Annotated in this window: 18 protein-coding genes; 16 read left to right on the top strand and 2 right to left on the bottom strand. The window is 37.2% G+C overall.

Annotation, left to right across the window (positions count from 1 at the left end; all coding sequences use genetic code 11):
- Positions 1-5: 5 nt before the first annotated feature.
- The 9 genes from era to A5889_RS01995 all read left to right on the top strand — a co-directional run bounded on the left by era (position 6) and on the right by A5889_RS01995 (position 10262).
- Positions 6-908: a GTPase Era gene (gene era, locus A5889_RS02035; RefSeq protein WP_087640212.1), complete on the top strand. Its 903-nt coding sequence runs from the start codon at positions 6-8 to the stop codon at positions 906-908.
- 149 nt (positions 909-1057) lie between these two features.
- Positions 1058-1867 (top strand): DNA repair protein RecO, encoded by an 810-nt coding sequence (gene recO, locus A5889_RS02030; protein ID WP_087640211.1) that lies wholly within the window; start codon positions 1058-1060, stop codon positions 1865-1867.
- 810 nt (positions 1868-2677) lie between these two features.
- Complete coding sequence (glyQ, locus tag A5889_RS02025; protein WP_087640210.1) at positions 2678-3586, top strand: glycine--tRNA ligase subunit alpha; 909 nt, start codon at positions 2678-2680, stop codon at positions 3584-3586.
- Between the two features lies 1 nt (position 3587).
- On the top strand, positions 3588-5660 hold the full coding sequence (glyS, locus tag A5889_RS02020; protein WP_087640209.1) for a glycine--tRNA ligase subunit beta: 2073 nt from the start codon (positions 3588-3590) through the stop codon (positions 5658-5660).
- 144 nt (positions 5661-5804) lie between these two features.
- On the top strand, positions 5805-6209 hold the full coding sequence (locus A5889_RS02015; protein ID WP_087640208.1) for a DUF2177 family protein: 405 nt from the start codon (positions 5805-5807) through the stop codon (positions 6207-6209).
- A gap of 7 nt (positions 6210-6216) precedes the next feature.
- Positions 6217-8037 (top strand): DAK2 domain-containing protein, encoded by a 1821-nt coding sequence (locus A5889_RS02010; RefSeq protein ID WP_087640207.1) that lies wholly within the window; start codon positions 6217-6219, stop codon positions 8035-8037.
- A gap of 1 nt (position 8038) precedes the next feature.
- On the top strand, positions 8039-8812 hold the full coding sequence (locus A5889_RS02005) for a DUF1295 domain-containing protein (RefSeq protein ID WP_087640206.1): 774 nt from the start codon (positions 8039-8041) through the stop codon (positions 8810-8812).
- A 16-nt stretch (positions 8813-8828) separates the two neighbouring features.
- Entirely contained in the window at positions 8829-9629 is an 801-nt protein-coding gene (locus A5889_RS02000) for a tryptophan-rich sensory protein (protein WP_242585273.1), read from the top strand.
- Positions 9630-9692: 63 nt separating this feature from the next.
- Complete coding sequence (locus A5889_RS01995) at positions 9693-10262, top strand: TetR/AcrR family transcriptional regulator (RefSeq protein WP_087640205.1); 570 nt, start codon at positions 9693-9695, stop codon at positions 10260-10262.
- Between the two features lie 106 nt (positions 10263-10368).
- Here the strand turns inward: A5889_RS01995 and yidC are convergent, their stop codons facing one another.
- Positions 10369-11298, bottom strand: a complete 930-nt coding sequence (yidC, locus tag A5889_RS01990) for a membrane protein insertase YidC (protein WP_087640204.1) — start codon at positions 11296-11298, stop codon at positions 10369-10371.
- Positions 11299-11422: 124 nt separating this feature from the next.
- Entirely contained in the window at positions 11423-11698 is a 276-nt protein-coding gene (locus tag A5889_RS01985) for an acylphosphatase (RefSeq protein WP_087640203.1), read from the bottom strand.
- Positions 11699-11821: 123 nt separating this feature from the next.
- On the opposite strand from A5889_RS01985, the gene A5889_RS01980 reads away from it, so the two are divergent.
- From A5889_RS01980 to A5889_RS01950, 7 genes are all read left to right on the top strand, one after another.
- Positions 11822-12586, top strand: coding sequence for a TrmH family RNA methyltransferase (locus A5889_RS01980; protein WP_087640202.1), 765 nt, complete (start codon positions 11822-11824; stop codon positions 12584-12586).
- 180 nt (positions 12587-12766) lie between these two features.
- Entirely contained in the window at positions 12767-13528 is a 762-nt protein-coding gene (locus A5889_RS01975; RefSeq protein WP_087640201.1) for a carbonic anhydrase, read from the top strand.
- A 333-nt stretch (positions 13529-13861) separates the two neighbouring features.
- Complete coding sequence (rpsB, locus tag A5889_RS01970) at positions 13862-14650, top strand: 30S ribosomal protein S2 (protein WP_087640200.1); 789 nt, start codon at positions 13862-13864, stop codon at positions 14648-14650.
- Between the two features lie 330 nt (positions 14651-14980).
- Positions 14981-15862: a translation elongation factor Ts gene (gene tsf, locus A5889_RS01965; protein WP_087640199.1), complete on the top strand. Its 882-nt coding sequence runs from the start codon at positions 14981-14983 to the stop codon at positions 15860-15862.
- Between the two features lie 125 nt (positions 15863-15987).
- A complete protein-coding gene (pyrH, locus tag A5889_RS01960) occupies positions 15988-16710 on the top strand; it encodes a UMP kinase (RefSeq protein WP_069665001.1) in 723 nt (240 codons plus the stop codon).
- A gap of 3 nt (positions 16711-16713) precedes the next feature.
- Entirely contained in the window at positions 16714-17271 is a 558-nt protein-coding gene (gene frr, locus A5889_RS01955) for a ribosome recycling factor (protein ID WP_087640198.1), read from the top strand.
- A gap of 240 nt (positions 17272-17511) precedes the next feature.
- Positions 17512-18975 carry an ABC transporter permease gene (locus tag A5889_RS01950; RefSeq protein ID WP_087640197.1) on the top strand — a complete coding sequence of 488 codons (1464 nt, stop codon included), beginning with the start codon at positions 17512-17514 and terminating at the stop codon, positions 18973-18975.
- The last annotated feature ends 4 nt before the right edge of the window (positions 18976-18979 follow it).

The raw sequence follows: 18979 nt of genomic DNA, 5'->3' as shown, positions 1-18979 counted from the left end.
AAATAATGACAGAAGCACATAAATCTGGATTTGTGGCTATTGTAGGAAGACCAAATGTTGGAAAATCTACTTTATTGAATCGTATCGTCGGACAAAAAATTGCGATCATGAGTGATAAGGCACAAACAACGAGAAATAAAATTCAGGGGATCTATACGGTTCCTGAAGCGCAAATCGTTTTTATTGATACACCAGGAATTCATAAGCCTAAACATCGTTTGGGGGATTTTATGGTGGAGACTGCCTACAGTGCATTACGTGAAGTAGATGCAACTTTGTTTATGATCAGTGCAGATCAAAAAAGAGGTAAAGGTGATGATTTTATCATCGAGCGTCTGAAAACGATGAACAGTCCTGTTTATTTGGTCATCAATAAAATCGATACGGTTCATCCAGATCAATTGCTGGGAATCATCGAAGATTATACAAGCCAAATGACATTTACTGAAGTTGTGCCGATTTCTGCCACAGAAGGAAATAATGTCGATCGATTGATGGATGTTTTAGTTTCTCAAATGCCTGAAGGTCCGCAATATTTCCCAGATGATCAAGTGACAGATCACCCGGAATATTTTATTGTTTCTGAATTAGTTCGTGAAAAAGTTTTGCTTTTGACTCGAGATGAAATTCCTCATTCAGTTGCAGTAGTTGTTGATTCGATGAAACGCGATGAGAATGATAAAGTCCATATCCAAGCGACGATCATCGTTGAACGAGATAGTCAAAAAGGGATCATCATAGGTAAAGGTGGTAAAATGCTGAAGCAAATCGGTACAAAAGCGCGGCAAGATATCGAACACCTACTGGATGATAAGGTCTATTTAGAGCTTTGGGTAAAAGTGCAAAAAGATTGGCGCGATAAAAAAGTTCATTTGCAGGATTTTGGGTACCGTAAAGACGATTATTAATGAAGAAAAGAGGATGAGACAAAAGGAATTATTTCTGAAATAGATGCCTTTTTCTCAACTTTTATTCAGGTTTAGAGATCGAAACAAAACTGATTTTTGGTTTTGTCCCGGTCTCTTTTCTTAAGATATGCGAGAACGGAGGTTTGAAGATGACATTAGGTGAAACAAAAGGAATTATTCTTTTTACGAAGGATTACAAAGAAAAAGATAAATTAGTCAAGATTTTCACAGAGTCATTTGGCAAATTGATGTTCTTTGTAAAAGGAGCACATCGGAAGAACAATCCGATCGCTCCTGCTATTTTACCATTTACAGAAGCTGTTTATATTGGGGATTTTAGAGAAGAAGGACTATCTTTTCTAAATGGCAGTAAAGAAGTTGCACCATTTCGGAAAATTCAGGAAGATATTTTTATCAATGCCTATGCAACGTACATCTTAAATTTAGTAGATGCAGCTATCGAAGATCGCGTATATGATCCTAACTTGTATCATTTCACTGTTCAGGCGCTAACTTTGCTAAATGATGGGAAAGATGCAGAAATCATCACCAACATTTTTGAGATCCAGTTGCTCCATCGTTTTGGTATCACTCCTGAATGGTCTCATTGTGCAGTTTGCCAGGAAACAAGAGGGAAATTTGATTATTCATCAAAGTACAGTGGTGTTCTTTGTGAACGCCATTGGCTGTTGGACGAGCATCGTTATCATGCAGATCCTAGAGCAGTTCACTTTGTTCGTTTGTTTTCCGCAATTTCCTATGATAAAGTCCAAGATATCAATGTAAAAGCTGAAACAAAAACAGCGATTCGACAAATGATCGATGAATTGTACGATGAATATGTAGGAATTCATTTAAAGAGCAAGAAATTTATTGATCAAATGAAAAGTTGGGAAGATACTTTACGTATCCCAAAAAGAAAAGACAATGATAAATTAGATGAACAGTTAAACGATTGATCGTTGAGAATTTTTCGGTTTATTCTTTGATACTATAACAAAATCATTTGACAACTTACGCCGTAAAGATTATGATAAAGAAGAATTAAATACGTACATTGATAAAGAGGAGTAAAAAGATTTGCTTGTTTAGCGAGTCTGGGAGAGTGTGAGCCAGATACTAGCAGCTTTTGAAGGGCGCTTTTGAGTATGATAAATAAAGCTGTCGGCAAATGCCGGAAGTAGGGTGGAACCGCGATTATTCGTCCCTATGTCTCTTAGAGACATAGGGACTTTTTTGATTTGCTGAGAAACACAGTGAATGAAATGAACTGATGTTGAAGAGTACAAGACTTTCTAAGAAAGTGTTGATCATTATTGTTATCTAGCTACATGAGCCAGTCTCTCGAGAAAAAGATAAAACCTGAATGAGGCAAAAAGCGCCTCAGTCATGTTTTCCTATTTTCTTGTCGAGACTAAACAGGCTCATTCCGCTTTTACTGAGAAACACAGTGAGTAAAATGAACTGATGTAGAACAGTACAAGACTTTCGAAGAAAGTGTTGATCATTATTGTTATCCAGCTGCACAAATCAATCCTTAGGAAAATAGATAAATTGTCAGTGAGGTAAAAAGCACCTCAAAGGCAATTTCCTAATTTTCTACCGGATTAGACGATTTGTTCCGCTTTTATAGTTATCCAGCTGCACAGGCTAGCTCTTCGGAAAAAAGATAACTATTGAGTGAGATAAAGAGCATCTAACTCAATATTTCCTATTTTTCTGTCAGAGCTGGGCAAGCCTGTTCCGCTTTTATATTAAGGAGGATCTCAATGGAGAAGAAACTTACTGTGCAAGATATGATTTTAACGTTACAAAAATTTTGGTCGTCAAATGGCTGTATGCTCATGCAGTCCTATGATACGGAAAAGGGAGCGGGAACGATGAGTCCGTATACTTTTTTACGAGCGATCGGACCTGAACCTTGGAATGCGGCTTATGTTGAACCATCACGTCGTCCTGCTGACGGTCGTTATGGAGAGAATCCTAATAGACTTTATCAACATCATCAGTTTCAAGTGGTGATGAAACCTTCACCAGAAAATATCCAGGAACTGTATCTAGAAAGTTTAGAATTGCTCGGAATCGATCCGTTAGCTCACGATATTCGTTTTGTGGAAGACAACTGGGAAAACCCTTCAATGGGCTGTGCTGGTCTGGGCTGGGAAGTTTGGCTTGACGGTATGGAGATTACTCAGTTTACCTATTTCCAACAAGTGGGCGGGTTAGCTTGTCATCCGGTGACATCTGAGATCACTTATGGGATCGAACGACTAGCTTCTTATATTCAAGAAGTTGAAAGTGTGTATGATCTAGAGTGGACCAATGGCGTAAAATATGGTGAAATTTTCAATCAGCCTGAATACGAGCATTCAAAATACTCATTTGAAATCAGTGACCAAGAGATGCTCTTAGAAAACTTTGATAAATTTGAAAAAGAAGCAAAACGCTGTATCGATGAAAATTTAGTACATCCAGCATATGATTATATTTTAAAATGCAGTCATACTTTTAATTTACTGGATGCTCGCGGGGCAGTGTCCGTGACAGAACGTGCAGGATATCTTGCACGTATTAGAAATATGGCACGTGCAGTAGCGAAGATTTTTGTTGCAGAGCGTGAGAAATTAGGATTCCCATTATTGAATAAAGAAGAACAAGTTACGAAGGAGGCAAACTAATATGGCGAAAGATCTATTACTCGAAATTGGATTGGAAGAAATCCCAGCACATATTGTCACTCCAAGCCGTTTACAATTAGAACAAAAAGTAGTGAAATTTTTAGAAGAAAATAATTTAGCGTATGAAACAGTTCAAAGTTTCTCAACGCCTCGTCGTTTAGCTGTTCGTGTCACTCAATTACCTGAACAACAAGAAGACACACAGGAAGAGGTCAAAGGACCAGCAAGAAAAATTGCTCAAGATGATCAAGGAAATTGGAGTAAGGCTGCCGAAGGTTTTGTTAGAGGGCAAGGACTAAGAACGGACGCGATTACGTTCAAGGAATTGAATGGAGTAGAATACGTATATGTCACAAAGCATAATCATGGCCAAAAAACGATTGATGTATTAAGTGGATTAAAAGATGTGATCACAAGTCTGACATTTCCTGTAACGATGCATTGGGCTAACTATGATTTTGAATATATTCGTCCGATCCATTGGTTGGTTGCACTCTTAGGAGACGAGATCATTCCTTTTTCTGTTTTAGATGTGGAGACAAGTAATCAATCGCGTGGCCATCGCTTTTTAGGTGATGATGTGACAATAATGCACTCTAAAGAATATGAAGCGAAACTGAAAGAGCAGTATGTGATCGTCGATCCAGCAGAAAGAAAAGCGATGATTGTTGCCCAAGCTGAACAATTAGCAGAAAAAAATCATTGGACCTTAGATTTAGATGGGAAATTACTAGAAGAGGTAACCAATCTAGTTGAGTATCCAACAGCTTTTGTTGGTGGTTTTGATGAAAAGTATTTGTCTGTGCCAGATGAAGTTTTAGTGACATCAATGAAAGAGCATCAACGCTATTTTGAGGTACGTAACGATCAAGGGATGTTATTGCCGCATTTTATTTCAGTTCGAAATGGAAATGATGTACACCTTGAAAACGTCATCAAAGGGAATGAAAAAGTGTTGATTGCTCGCTTGGAGGATGCTGAATTTTTCTATAGCGAAGACAAGAAATTAACGATTGAAGAGTGTGTCGATAAATTGAAACACGTGACCTTCCACGAGAAAATTGGAACGATTTATGAAAAAATGCAGCGTGTGGGTCTTATCGGACAAGTGATCGGTAAAGAAGTTGGCCTTTCTGAAAATGAACTGACAGAGTTGAAACGTGCTTCTGAGATCTATAAATTTGATTTAGTCACTAACATGGTGGGTGAATTCCCTGAACTACAAGGAATCATGGGAGAAAAGTATGCCTTACTTCAAGGAGAAACTCCTGCAGTGGCCCAAGCGATCAAAGAGCATTATATGCCGACTTCAAGTGAAGGTGACCTGCCTGTTTCTGATATTGGTGCAGTCTTAGCGATTGCAGATAAGTTAGATAGCGTCTTTTCATTCTTTGCTGTGGGAATGATCCCTAGCGGTTCGAATGATCCGTATGCGCTACGTCGTCAAACATATGGTGTGATCCGCATTATTGAAAACAAGAACTGGAGATTCCCGCTTGATCAATTACAAAGAGAGATCGATGCTGCGATCAATGCAGATGACAGAAAATATGGTATTCAATTGAACAGTGGACAAGCAGAAGTTATCGACTTCGTCAAAGCTCGTTTGCGTCAATTATTATTGACGAAAGATGTACGTCATGATGTGATCGATGCTGTGATTTCAGCAGAACAAAAAGACTTAACGAAACTTTTTTCATCAGCAACGATCATCAAAAATCATTTGTTAGATAAAGAATTTAGACCATCGATCGAAGCGTTGACTCGTGTCATCAATTTAGCCAAAAAAGGACAAGATCAATCAGCAGAAGTAGATGTGACCTTGTTTGAAAATGATGCTGAAAAAGAGCTGAACAAGGCGGTCAATGCTGTTGAAGCTGGCTTTAAAGACAAGACGATGGCCGAAAATTACCAAGCATTAGTTGATTTACGTCCATTGATCGAGCGTTATTTTGATGAAACCATGGTAATGGTCGAAGATGAGCGTGTAAAAACAAATCGTTTGAATGAACTGAATCGTATTGCTAAAATGGCTTTATCTTTAGCAAGTTTAGATTTATTGATCGTAAAATAATATAAAAAGTGAAAAAGACTTCCCTATTAGTGCCTGTTCTTCTTTCATGAGCAAAATAGTTTTCTAATTTTTTTAAGCATGATACGATTACCTTATCAATTGATAAGGTAATCGTATCATTTTTTATTTTAGGAGGGAACATACATGAATTTTTCATTTAAACTTTTTGGTACCACCGCATTAGTTTTTTTGATTCTTGATTTTATCTGGCTATTTTTGATTTCTAAGAAAATGTATCAAAATTATTTAGGTGATCTAATGGGACAAACCAAAATTTTACCAGCTGTACTATTTTATCTCATTTATGTCATTGCTGTACTATTTTTTGTCATCCAACCAGCGATCGAAAAGGAAAGTTTGCTTTTTGCGATTGGAGCTGGTGCTTTATTTGGCTTAGTTTGTTACGGAACGTATGATTTAACAAATCTAGCAACGTTGAAGAACTGGCCAGGCGTTATAACCATCATTGATCTAATTTGGGGAATGTTTGTAACAGCGACAACTTGTGGTATCACTGTTTATCTTGCCGAACATTTCAACTGGAGGTAATATACCCATGGAAAAGGAAACGGTTAATCAAATGATCGATCATCAAGAATTATTATTTGCCTTTCAACAAGGGGCAATTCAATTGATTAACGAGAAAAAGGAGTTAAATCAAATCAATGTTTTTCCAGTATCAGATGGAGATACCGGCAGTAATTTAGCATCATTGATGCAATCGATACTAGAAGTAACTCATGAAGAATCACAATCAGTTCTTGATGTTTTTGAAAAAGTTGCTGATGCTGCTTTGGTTGGTGCTAGAGGAAATTCCGGTATTATTTTTGCACAATATTTTAATGGGATCTACACCCATTTATTGGATTCAGAGGAAAAAAATTCGGTGAAAAGTCTTGTGAGTAGTATGAAATCTGCTATTAGTGAGGCGTACCAAGCAATTGAAAATCCTGTAGAGGGAACGATCATTACAGTAATGCGTTCATGGGCAGAAGCATTAAACGAAGGTGAGCAAAGATCGACGCTTGAAATGAAATTATCTAAAGCACTTACTGCTGCAAAAGAAGCGTTGGAGAATACGACAGAGCAGCTAAAGGTGCTAAAAAAGAACCAAGTCGTAGACGCTGGTGCACAAGGATTTTACGTCTTTATCAAAGGATTCACGCAAGCCTTTATCGATAAAAAAAATGGAAGTCAGCATGTAGTAAGTGTTGAAACGCCATCTAATCCAGCATTTCAAACTATGACACACCCTGACACAGAAGAACCGGCTTATCGTTATTGTACCGAAATCCTTTTAGATCAAGTTGCTTTAACAAAGCAAGAAATCCAAGATAAAATCAAACATCTGGGAGACTCATTGATCGTGGCGGTCAATCGTGGCAAGGCAAGAATTCATATTCATTCGAATCAACCTGCTAAGGTTTTGGAAATAGTCGGTGAAATTGGAGATGTGCGACAACAAAAGGCAGATGATATGCTATTACAGTATCAAATCAGTCAGGATAAAAAAGCTTCTATTGCTCTAGTCACTGATTCCATCGCAGATTTGCCAGCAGATTATTTGTTGGAAGAACAAATCCATGTTTTACCCATGAATATTTTATTAGGTGAAACGAGCTATATCGATAAAGTGACGATTCAAAATCAACATCTTTTCACTTTGATGAAAAAGCAGCACCAACGTGCAACAAGTGCACAGCCCGCGGTAAGAACTGTTGAAAACCTCTTTTCGTTTTTAGAAAATAAATACGATTCGATCATTGTCATTACTGTAGCGGACAAATTGAGTGGAACATATCAAGCGGTGAAACAGGCAGTAAAAAGAACGACATCACAAGCTCGTATCGAAGTGATCGATTCTAGACTCAATTCAGGTGCCGAAGGACTTTTGGTGATGAAAGCAAATGAGTGGATCAAAGAGGGATTAGCTTTTGAAACGATCGTTGAACGAATCAAGGCGAAGCGGGCGCATATAAAAATTTTAGTGAGTGTTGATGACTTGAATCCGATGATTGATTCGGGAAGAATTCCGCAAATCGCAGGGAGAGCAGCGAAAAAAATAAATGTAAAGCCAATCGTTAGTTTAAGTGAAGAAGGCGAAGGGAAGCTCAGTAACTTTTCGTTTAGTTTAGAAGGAAATGAACGAAAAATTTTCAAAAAGCTAAAAATGATGCATAAGTCTCAAGGGATAAAAAGCTATTCCGTCCTTCATGCCGATTCTTTTGAAAAAGCTGAGGTTTGGGGCAAAAAATTAGAGACAGAATTTAGTTTGCCAGCAAGTTATATCATGGATATTTCTTCAGTTGTTGCGTTAAGTGCAGGACAAGGTTGTGTTGCAGTAGCAGTTGAATTAGCAGATAAAGGAGGAAATTAGAATGACGATTTGGATCATAAGTGGGGTACTATTTGTTTACTTCACGGCATTGTTCTTTTGGGCACAATATTTGAAAAATAATTCGATCGTGGATTTAGCATGGGGAATCGGTTTTGTCATCGTTGCACTAACAGGTTATTTGATCATGCCGAATAAAACAAAAGTAAGTACGATCATCGTAAGTTTAGTTGCAGTTTGGGGGATTCGCTTGTTTCTTCACCTAGCGAAAAGAAATATTGGTAAGCCGGAAGATTATCGCTATGTAAATATGCGTAAACGTTGGGGCACACATTTTGCCAAATTGAAAGCTTACTTGAATGTTTTTGTATTACAAGGTGTGTTGCTGATGATCGTATCATTACCGATTTTATTGGTCGTTACAGGATCTTCCAATTCATTTTACTGGTGGAACGGAGCTGGAATCGTTATTTGGTTACTTGGCTTTGGTTTTGAGGTGATCGGTGATTATGAATTAGCAAAATTTAAACAGGATAAAACGAATCATGGAAAGTTATTGACAACTGGTTTATGGTCGTTGACTCGACACCCAAATTATTTTGGTGAAGCACTTAGCTGGTGGGGCATCTTTTTGATCAGTTTGAATGAAGTGCGGAATGTTTGGGGGATCATTGGGCCTTTGACAATCACCTTATTATTATTATTTGTTTCAGGTGTACCTTTGCTTGAAAAAAAATATAAAGAACGTCCTGACTTTTTAGCATATGCAGCAAAAACACCAAAGTTTGTCCCTTTTATTGGAAAGAAAGGATTATAAAGAAGGAGGAGTTAACATGAACCAGATGAAAAAAGAGTTGTATCAGTGGCTGGTACCGATCATCTATGTTGTAATGATCGGCGTGAATGCTGCTGCGGTCTTATTGCCGATGAATGGAATGACGACACAAGAAGTTTTAGATAGTTATTCAAATTTGTTTGCTCCAGCAGGACTTACGTTTTCGATTTGGTCAGTTATTTACTTACTACTGGGTGCCTTTGTTGTATATCAATGGATAAAACCAAAAAATGGGTCGATTTTAGCCAATAGACAGATAGCGCAAAAAATACGTATAGTCTTTATTATTTCTTCAGTTTTAAATAGTCTTTGGTTAGTTGCTTGGCAATATTTATATATCAATATCACTATTTTTATTATGTTGGGATTATTGATCACCTTGATTTATTGCAATAGAATGCTAGCGATGATGTCTTTGACTAAGGGCGATTACTTTTTTATACGTTTGCCATTTAGCGTGTATTTTGGCTGGATCACGATTGCAACGATTGCGAATATCACTGCTTTTTTAGTTGATAAAAATATTGCTTTTTTACAAGACAATCAGCAAGTGTGGACAATAGTCATTTTACTTGTTGGTGTGGTGATCATTGGCGCAACAGTTATCAAGAATAGAGATATCGCTTATGGAATAGCTACACTTTGGGCGTATTACGGTATATTAGTGAAGCATCGTTCAGCAGATGGCTGGAATGGTGCCTACCCAATGATCATTACGACCGTTATGATTTGTTTATTGCTGATTTCACTCTTTTGTTTGTATGATTTATTTCTTTTATCTAAAAAGAAAGCTAGCTGATATGTTTTTCTTCAATTATTTCTGTTAAAATAAGAGTCATATCAATTATAGGTGGCAATGTAAATGGAAAAAGAAATAGTAAACACGAGAGATCGAATCATTCAAGTAGCAACTAGATTGTTCATGGATAATGGTTATTTAGGGACATCTACAAGACAAATTGCGCAGTTGGCCGAAGTGACGCAACCTAATTTGTATCATCATTTTAAAAATAAAGAAGAAGTCTATATCGGTGTCATTGAAACCTTATTAAGTGATGTGAATGAAGAATTAGTTGTGATAGTGGAGGATCAGACGCTGGATACGGTTAGCAAATTAAAAAGATTTGCTGAGTGCTTAAAAACAAAACATCCATTTGATTTTGATTTGATGATGCATGATTTTAATACAAAATTAATGGAAGAAACCCAATATAAATTATTTATGCTTTGGAATCAATCCTATAAAGAGCCGTTGCTCCGTCTGTTTAAAACAAGTGATTTTCCGATACGTTCTGGAGTATCTCCTGAAATAGCAACAACTCATTTCTTGAATACATTATCACCATACATCAAAGCAGAGCAGCGAACAACAACATTGACGATTGATCAAGTTGTGGATTTATTTTTAAATGGTATCACAAGTAACGAATAAAGTAGAAGTTGGAGCGGATTCTCAAAAGAGTATTTCTGCATTTGCTGTCTATTTGTTTTAAAAAGGACTGAGACCTAACTCTAAAAGTTAGGTCTCAGTCCTTTTCTTATTTTCTATTTTGTTTACCAGCGTTTCGACCTTTAGGTGAGCTAGTTGTTTTCGTAGGTGTTTTTTCTGCTGGTTTCAAATCAGCTGGAGTAACATCTTTTCTAGGTGTTACCACTTGTTTAGGCGGATTCTTTTTCAATTCCTCCGCAACCTGCGCTTTGATTCTTGGTTTTAATAATATGTTTGTAATAAATGTTTGGATACAAGTGAAAATACCGCCGACTACCCAATATAGCGTAACGCCTGCTGGCGAGCTGATAGACATAAAGACGATCATCAAAGGTGAAACGATCAACATAGATTTCATCGTTTTCTTTTGTTCTTCCGGAATACCGATCGTTGAAAGATACCCTTGTAGTAAGTAAGCAACTCCGGCTAAAATAACGAAGATCATACTTGGTTGACCAAGGTTGACACCAAGGAAGCTAGCTTCACTGATACCTTTCGTATAACGAGCTGCAAAGAATAAGGCAGAGAAAATCGGCATTTGGATCAATAATGGTAGACAGCCGATACCGCCCATCATACTCATGTTGTTTTCTTTATAGACAGATTGTAATTCTGCTTGCGCCTGCATTTGTTCTTCTCGAGTGGTCGCTTCTTTTAATTTTGCTTGTGCAGCATCAAGTTGAGGCTTGATCGCTTGCATTTTTTCTGTTTGGATCATACTTTTTTTCGATTGGCTCAAGCCTAAAGGCATGATGACCAGCCGTACAATGATCGTGATGAAGATAATGGCCCAGCCGTAGTTCCAGTTGAAATTATCAACAAGATATGTAATGGCGCTGCTCATTGGTTTTACTAGGAAGTTATAAATGATTCCTTCACCTGTTGGTTGACCATCAGATCCAGTTTTTACACAGCCTGATAAAAACAATACCAAGGTGAATAGGCCGGAACCCAGTAGCCACTTATTTAATTTTTGCATTTCACTCTGTCCTTTTCTAAAAAATTTGCACATGTCTAACTATACTTGAAAAAGCGTTTTTTTTCAATAAAAAATAGAAGAATCCGCCTCAAGTCTGAGTAGGATCCTTCATAATTGCTTTCGACTAGTTAGTGACTTTAAAAGAAGAATATTCTTCGAGTAATGGGTCGTCTTGTAGATCAACATAAGTTACTCGCCCAGCAGGACTAGGTGAGTCTTTGACTCTTTGTATGAATTCAGCCATTTTTTCATCTGTGCCGAATGCTTCTATTGAAACAGAACCATCGTCTTCATTTCGGACGGTTCCTGCTATACCAAGCTCATCTGCAGCAAGCTTAGTCATATAGCGAAAACCTACACCCTGGACTCTGCCTTGAACATTCATGCGTACTTTTCTCATAAGTGTGCACCTCGCTTTTAACTTACTATCAATGATAGCGTTTTTTTGATTATCTGACAAGTAAAGTAGTGATTGTTTGAGGTGAAATAGTCATGGTATAATAAATGCTGGTGAGGTGTAAAAATGAAAGAAATTTTGTCCAGCAAAAATACAATGATGAAAGAATTAAAAAAATTAAGAATAAAAAAACATCGTGAAGCGCAACAACGCTATTTGATCGAAGGTTTTCATCTGATCGAAGAAGCAATCAAGGCACATGCTGAAGTCGAGTGGATTTTGATCAATCAGCGTGGGATAGAGGAATGGGCTGAGTGGATTGCTTTACATGAAGATGAACGCTTTATTTTCGTGACAGAAGAAATTTTAAGTTCTCTTTCTGAAGTACCGACACCTCAAGGGATGCTAGCAGTTGTTAAGATGCCAGATCAGGAACAAGGGATGTCTCATCATGGGCGTTGGCTATTGTTAGATAATGTTCAAGATCCTGGGAATGTGGGTACGATGATTCGCACAGCAGATGCTGCTGGGCTGACTGGCGTTGTCCTAGGCTCTGGTTGTGCAGATATTTATAATACAAAAGTTCTTCGGGCGATGCAGGGCAGTAATTATCATTTGCCGCTCTTTCGTTTGCCGCTTGCAGAAGTAATCGAAGGATTTCAAAAAAACGGAATTTCTGTCTATGGCACTGAATTAAATAAAGAAGCAGTTGCTTATCAGACATTACCTAAACAAGAAAATTATGCTTTGATCATGGGAAATGAAGGACAAGGGGTCTCAAGAGAACTATTGGAAATGGTCGATCAGTCTGTTTATATTCCGATCGTCGGAAAAGCAGAATCATTGAATGTTGCGATTGCTGCTGGGATTTTGATGTATCATTTCTTGTGAAAAAAATTTTAAACAAAAAGATAAAATAACAAGGAGAAATTCCTGTTATTTTTGTTTGAAATATTGGCGCAGAAGCAGTATAATACTTTAGCCGGCAAGCGATGAAAAGAGCATAGCTATGTTTTTTATAATGATGGTAAATAGAAGTAAGTTTGCTAAATTTGAAAGAAGGAAACAAATATGAAAAGAACGTTGCTTATGTCGATGGTATTACCGTCGTTGTTATTAGTAACAGCTTGCAGTCAACAAACTGCAACAAAAACAAGCGAAAGCTCTTCACACACACAAGAAAGTACAACAAAAAAAGAAGCTGGTCATTTTGATTATGATGCACAGGAAGAGTGGGAGCAGGTTGCTGGGAAAATGCAGTCGCCGATCGATATTCCGGCTTCATCATCAGTAGAAATGACTGATAAAGGCGGAATCACACTTGACTATAGTGCTAAAATCACAAAGGCTGAAAATAATGGTCACAGCATTCAATTGACTGATTCAGGTACAGCCGTGATCAATGGACGAAATTTTGAATTGACTCAATTCCATTTCCATGCTGAGAGTGAGCATACTGTTGATGGCAAGCATTATCCAATGGAAGCTCACTTTGTCAATCAAGCACAAGATGGAAGACTTGCGGTGATCGGTGTTTTCTTTGAAAAAGGTCAGGAAAACAAAGGATTCCAAGAAGTATTAGATGACGTGAAGAACCAAAAAGATAGTGAGATCACAGATATCGAAACAATGTTCCCTGAGAATAAAAGTTACTATCATTACCTAGGTTCACTTACGACACCGCCACTTTCTGAAAACGTGGAGTGGTATGTGCTTAAAAATCCTGTCGAAGTTTCTGCTGAACAAATCAAAGATTTCCAAGAATTCTATGATCATAATAATCGCGAGATCCAACCGTTGAATGATCGTGTAGTATTGTCTCATAATGAATAGTCTACTATAGTAATGCAAAAATAGGATGAACAAAGAGACTGCACTAAAGTTCAAATATGAAGTGATTGAAATATAGCAGATATGTTATGTCTCAGTCACTTCTTTTTAATGGAGTTGTAGTCAACGGAAGTGAGAGGCAGTCTTTACATAAATTCAGAAAAACCTTTTTTTATTGTTGAAATATCTATAAGAGTAAGTTATACTAGTTAACGGTGTGAAAACACTAAATCCACATCCTTGTTTGATTTATAAGGCGGTGCTGCGTTTAGTAGTTCCTTATAAAGCTGAGAACAGGAGAGGGAACAAATAAAAACCAATTGGAGGAAACAAATCATGGCAGTAATTTCTATGAAACAATTACTAGAAGCCGGCGTACACTTTGGTCACCAAACTCGTCGCTGGAACCCAAAAATGAAGAAATATATCTTCACAGAAAGAAACGGAATCTACATCATTGACTTACAAAAAACAGTTAAATTAGTAGATGCTGCTTACGATTACATGAAAAACGTTGCTGAAGACGGCGGTGTTGCATTATTCGTAGGAACAAAAAAACAAGCACAAGAAGCAATCAAAGACGAAGCGATTCGTTCAGGTCAGTTCTATGTTAACCACCGTTGGTTAGGTGGAACTCTAACTAACTGGGATACAATCCAAAAACGTATCAAACGTTTGAAAGACATCAACAAAATGGAAGAAGATGGAACATTTGATGTACTTCCTAAAAAAGAAGTTGTTGGCTTAAACAAACAACGCGAACGTTTAGAAAAATTCTTAGGCGGTATCGCTGATATGCCTAGAATTCCAGATGTAATGTACATCGTTGATCCTCGTAAAGAACGTATTGCTGTTCAAGAAGCACAAAAATTGAACATCCCGATCGTTGCTATGGTTGATACAAACTGTGATCCTGATGAGATCGATGTAGTAATCCCATCAAATGATGATGCGATTCGTGCGGTTAAATTGATCACTGCTAAAATGGCTGATGCTTTCATCGAAGGAAACCAAGGTGAAGATCAAGTCGTTGAAGAAACATTCGTTGAAGAAGCACCAGAAGCTGCAACTTCTATCGAAGAAATCGTTGATGTTGTTGAAGGCAGCAACGAATCAGCAGAATAATATAAAATTACAGAGCTGTCTTGAAGGCTAGGCGAACAAAAGCCTGATTTTACCTTTGAGATAGCTTTTTTTAAACAAACATGAGCTAGCGCTTTGGAAAATGGATAAAAATGAAGTGAGACAAAAGACATCTCAATCAATTTTTCCCATTTTTCAGTCAAGGTTAAACGAGACTGTTAGGCTTTTAAAACTATCTAGCTTCATGAGCTAGACTCTCAGAAAAAAGATGAAATTTGCCTGTGATTAAAAGCATCACATTCATATTTCTCTATTTTTCAGTCGAGTCTTATCGAGCTCATTCAGCTTTCAAAACTTAGGAGGAACAAGAAAATGGCAGATATTTCAGCAAAATTAGTTAAAGAACTACGCGACATGACTGGTGTCGGTATGATGGACGCAAAAAGAGCGTTAGTAGAAGTAGAAGGAAACATGGATGCAGCTGTAGATTATCTACGTGAAAAAGGTATGGCAAAAGCTGCTAAGAAGAATGACCGTGTAGCAGCAGAAGGTTTAGCTAACGTTGCAACAGATGGAAACTTCGCAGCAATCGTTGAAGTAAACTCTGAAACAGATTTCGTTTCTAAAAATGAAATGTTCCAAGACCTAGTTAAAAAAATTGCTACTGAAATCGCGAAAAACAAACCAGCTTCTATGGAAGAAGCTTTAGCACTTAAAACAGATAAAGGTACAATCGAGTCTGAATTAGTAGAAGCAACAACTGTTATCGGTGAAAAAATCAGCTTCCGCCGTTTTGAGCTAGTTGAAAAAGCTGATAATGCTGCTTTCGGCGCTTACTTACACATGGGTGGACGTATCGCTGTATTGACAGTCTTAGATGGCACGACTGACGAAGAAGTTGCGAAAGACGTTGCGATGCACGTTGCAGCTATCAACCCTCGTTATGTGAACGAATCACAAATTCCTCAAGAAGAATTAGATCATGAAAAAGCAATTCTTTCTGAGCAAGCATTAAATGAAGGCAAACCAGCGAACATCGTTGAAAAAATGGTTATCGGTCGTTTGAACAAATTTAAAGCTGAAATTTCATTAGTGGATCAACCATTCGTTAAAGATCCTGATATGACAGTTGAAAAATATGTAGCATCTAAAGGCGCTACAGTTAAATCTTTCACTCGTTTTGAAGTAGGCGAAGGAATCGAAAAACGTGAAGATAACTTTGCAGACGAAGTTATGAGCCAAATCAAAAAATAATTCTGTTTCTGCTTTTGAGACAGTCGGGAACGCATGAAGATGCGCTCCCTTTTTTTAGGAATTAAAAGAAATAATAGTCGAAATATGTTAAACTATTGATAGATAAATGGTGGAGGGAAATCAAAATGGTAAAACCTAAGTATCAACGAGTTGTATTGAAGTTAAGCGGCGAAGCGTTAGCCGGAGAAGATGGGTTTGGAATTAAGCCTCCTGTAATCAAAGAAATTGTAGAAGAGATCAAGGAAGTACATGAATTAGGGATCGAAATGGCGATCGTTGTTGGCGGTGGAAATATCTGGCGTGGACAAATTGGTGCGCAAATGGGTATGGAACGCGCGCAAGCTGATTATATGGGAATGCTTGCAACAGTCATGAATGCGTTGGCGCTGCAAGATACCTTGGAGAATCTAGGCGTTCCTACACGTGTTCAAACATCGATCGAAATGCGTCAAATTGCAGAACCGTATATCCGACGTCGGGCAGAGCGTCATTTAGAAAAAGGTCGTATCGTGATTTTTGCCGGTGGTACAGGAAATCCGTATTTCTCAACAGATACAACAGCGGCTTTACGTGCGGCAGAAGTTGATGCTGATGTGATTTTGATGGCAAAAAATAATGTTGATGGTGTCTACTCAGCAGATCCTAAAGTAGATGCAAATGCAGTTAAATTTGAAGAATTAACACACTTAGATGTTATTTCAAAAGGACTACAAGTGATGGACTCAACAGCAAGTTCATTGAGCATGGACAATGATATTCCATTAGTTGTTTTCAATCTAAATGAAACTGGAAATATTCGTCGTGCATGTTTAGGCGAAAATATCGGAACAACAGTAAGGGGGAAATAAGGAATGAGCGGAACAATTTTAGCGACAGCAAAAGAAAAAATGGGTAAAGCAGAACAAAGCTTACAACGTGAACTAGGACAAATTCGTGCCGGTCGTGCGAATGCCAGTCTTTTAGATCGTATCCAAGTTGATTACTACGGTGCACCAACACCTGTCAATCAGCTTGCAGGAATCAATATTCCAGAAGCACGTGTTTTGATGATCACACCATTTGATAAAAATTCACTGGAAGATATTGAAAAAGCGATTCAAGCGAGCGATATCGGTATCAGTCCGACAAATGATGGAACGGTTATCCGATTAGTTATTCCACAATTGACTGAAGAAAGACGTAAAGAATTAGCGAAAGATGTAAAAAAAGCTGCTGAAAACGCGAAAATCGCTGTTCGTAACATTCGTCGTGATGCGATCGATGATTTGAAAAAACAACAAAAAAATAACGAAATCACTGAAGACGAATTACGTAATTTAGAAAAAGAAGCGCAAAAGCTGACAGATGATAGTGTGAAAAATATTGATACGATCACAGCTGAAAAAGAAAAAGAGTTGTTAGAAGTTTAAATTTTTTCCTAAATCGAAAAAATAGAAAACAGCAAAGATGCCTGATGTTAAAAGGATATCTTTGCTGTTTATTTATTTTTATTTTGAACATTTGTTATTTAAATAGAAAAAACTCAAAAATATAACTTTATAATTTATTAAAAATCAAAGATTAATAGTGGTAAGTAAAAATTAACTTGTTAATCAATCGGTGTTATGAAATAATGTAATCAGCTATATTTTTTTGAAGGAGATGAAAAAATGAATTTTATTAAGCGTGCATTATGCAGTGTGACAAGAAAAAAGGGAAAGTCACTTATTTTATTTGCTGTAATTTTTGTATTAGGGAATGTTATCGCTGGTGCTATTGCAATTCAGCAGTCTACGCAAAATGTTGAAAAAAGTGTAAAAAAAGAACTTGGTGGCATGGCAACGATTCAACTTGATTATGAAAACAATCAAGAAGAATTTATGAAAGAAGACGTTGAGATTGAACCACTCAAGGTAGACTTGATTAAGAAAATTGGAGAATCTCCCTACGTTAAATATTATGATTATAGCGCAATGACAATGGTTCAAACAAAAGACCTGAAAAGTGTATCTACAGAGTCAGAAGAATTTGGTATGATGGAAGGCTTTACCTTAAAAGGTGTGAACTATAATAAAGTTTTAGATATAGAAGAAAAGAAAATCAAGCTGATCGAAGGAAACATATTTACACAAGAAGATATCGAAAATGGTAAAAATGTCGGCTTGATTTCATCAAAAGTTGCTGAGGAAAACGGACTTTCTGTTGGAGACCAAATGGTTGCCGACTCAAGAGGCTACGACTATGCCGAAAATGGTGAAGAAAAAGAATTATTCAAGCAGGACATACCGATCCAAATCATTGGTATTTTTGAACCAACGACTGTTGAAATGAAAGAAAAAGATAAAGAAAAAAATTCTGAACAAAATATGAATCAGCAATTTATGTCTTTACAGCAGATCAATACAGTTTATTTACCGAATAAAACAGTGTTGGAAATCAATAAAAACTACATGGATAAGTTGAAAGAAACTTCCTCAAATAGTGAGATGTTCGATGGTGAAAATGAAGAAGAATACTATACACCAATATATGTATTGAAGAGCCCAGAAGATGTAGATGCTTTTAAAGAAGAAGCTCAACCGCTGTTGCCTAATCTTTATACAGTGAAAGCATCTGCTGATCAGTATGAACAAATCGGCGGGAGCATGAAAAAAATGTCACAAATTTCAGGTTATGTTGTTTGGATTGCTGTAATTGCGACATTATTGATTATTTCGCTGGTTGTTCTCTTATTTATGAGAGATCGTAAGCATGAATTGGGCATTTACCTGTCACTTGGAGACAAACGCAGTCACGTTATGGGGCAAATAATCATTGAAATGCTGTTGATCAGCGGAATCGCATTGGTTTTATCATTGATTACAGGAAACTTCTTAGGAAAAATGGTTTCTGATTCTTTATTGAATAGTGATATTTTAAACAATACGAATAATCAAATGAATACTTTTATGGTTATGGATGGACTTGGCACTGCTGATTTAACCGCAGATGACATCATGAATGCCTATGAAGTGAAATTCTCGCTTGGCTATATCGTGACCTATTTAGTTGTTGGTTTAGGAACGGTCCTACTATCAGCAATTTTACCATTACTATATATCGTACGATTAAATCCAAAGAAAATAATGATGTAGGAGG

This window comes from Enterococcus sp. 9D6_DIV0238, from assembly GCF_002174455.2.
In the GTDB taxonomy this organism is placed as follows: Bacteria; Bacillota; Bacilli; order Lactobacillales; family Enterococcaceae; genus Enterococcus_L; species Enterococcus_L dunnyi.
This window is presented reverse-complemented; position numbering and strand designations above follow the sequence as displayed.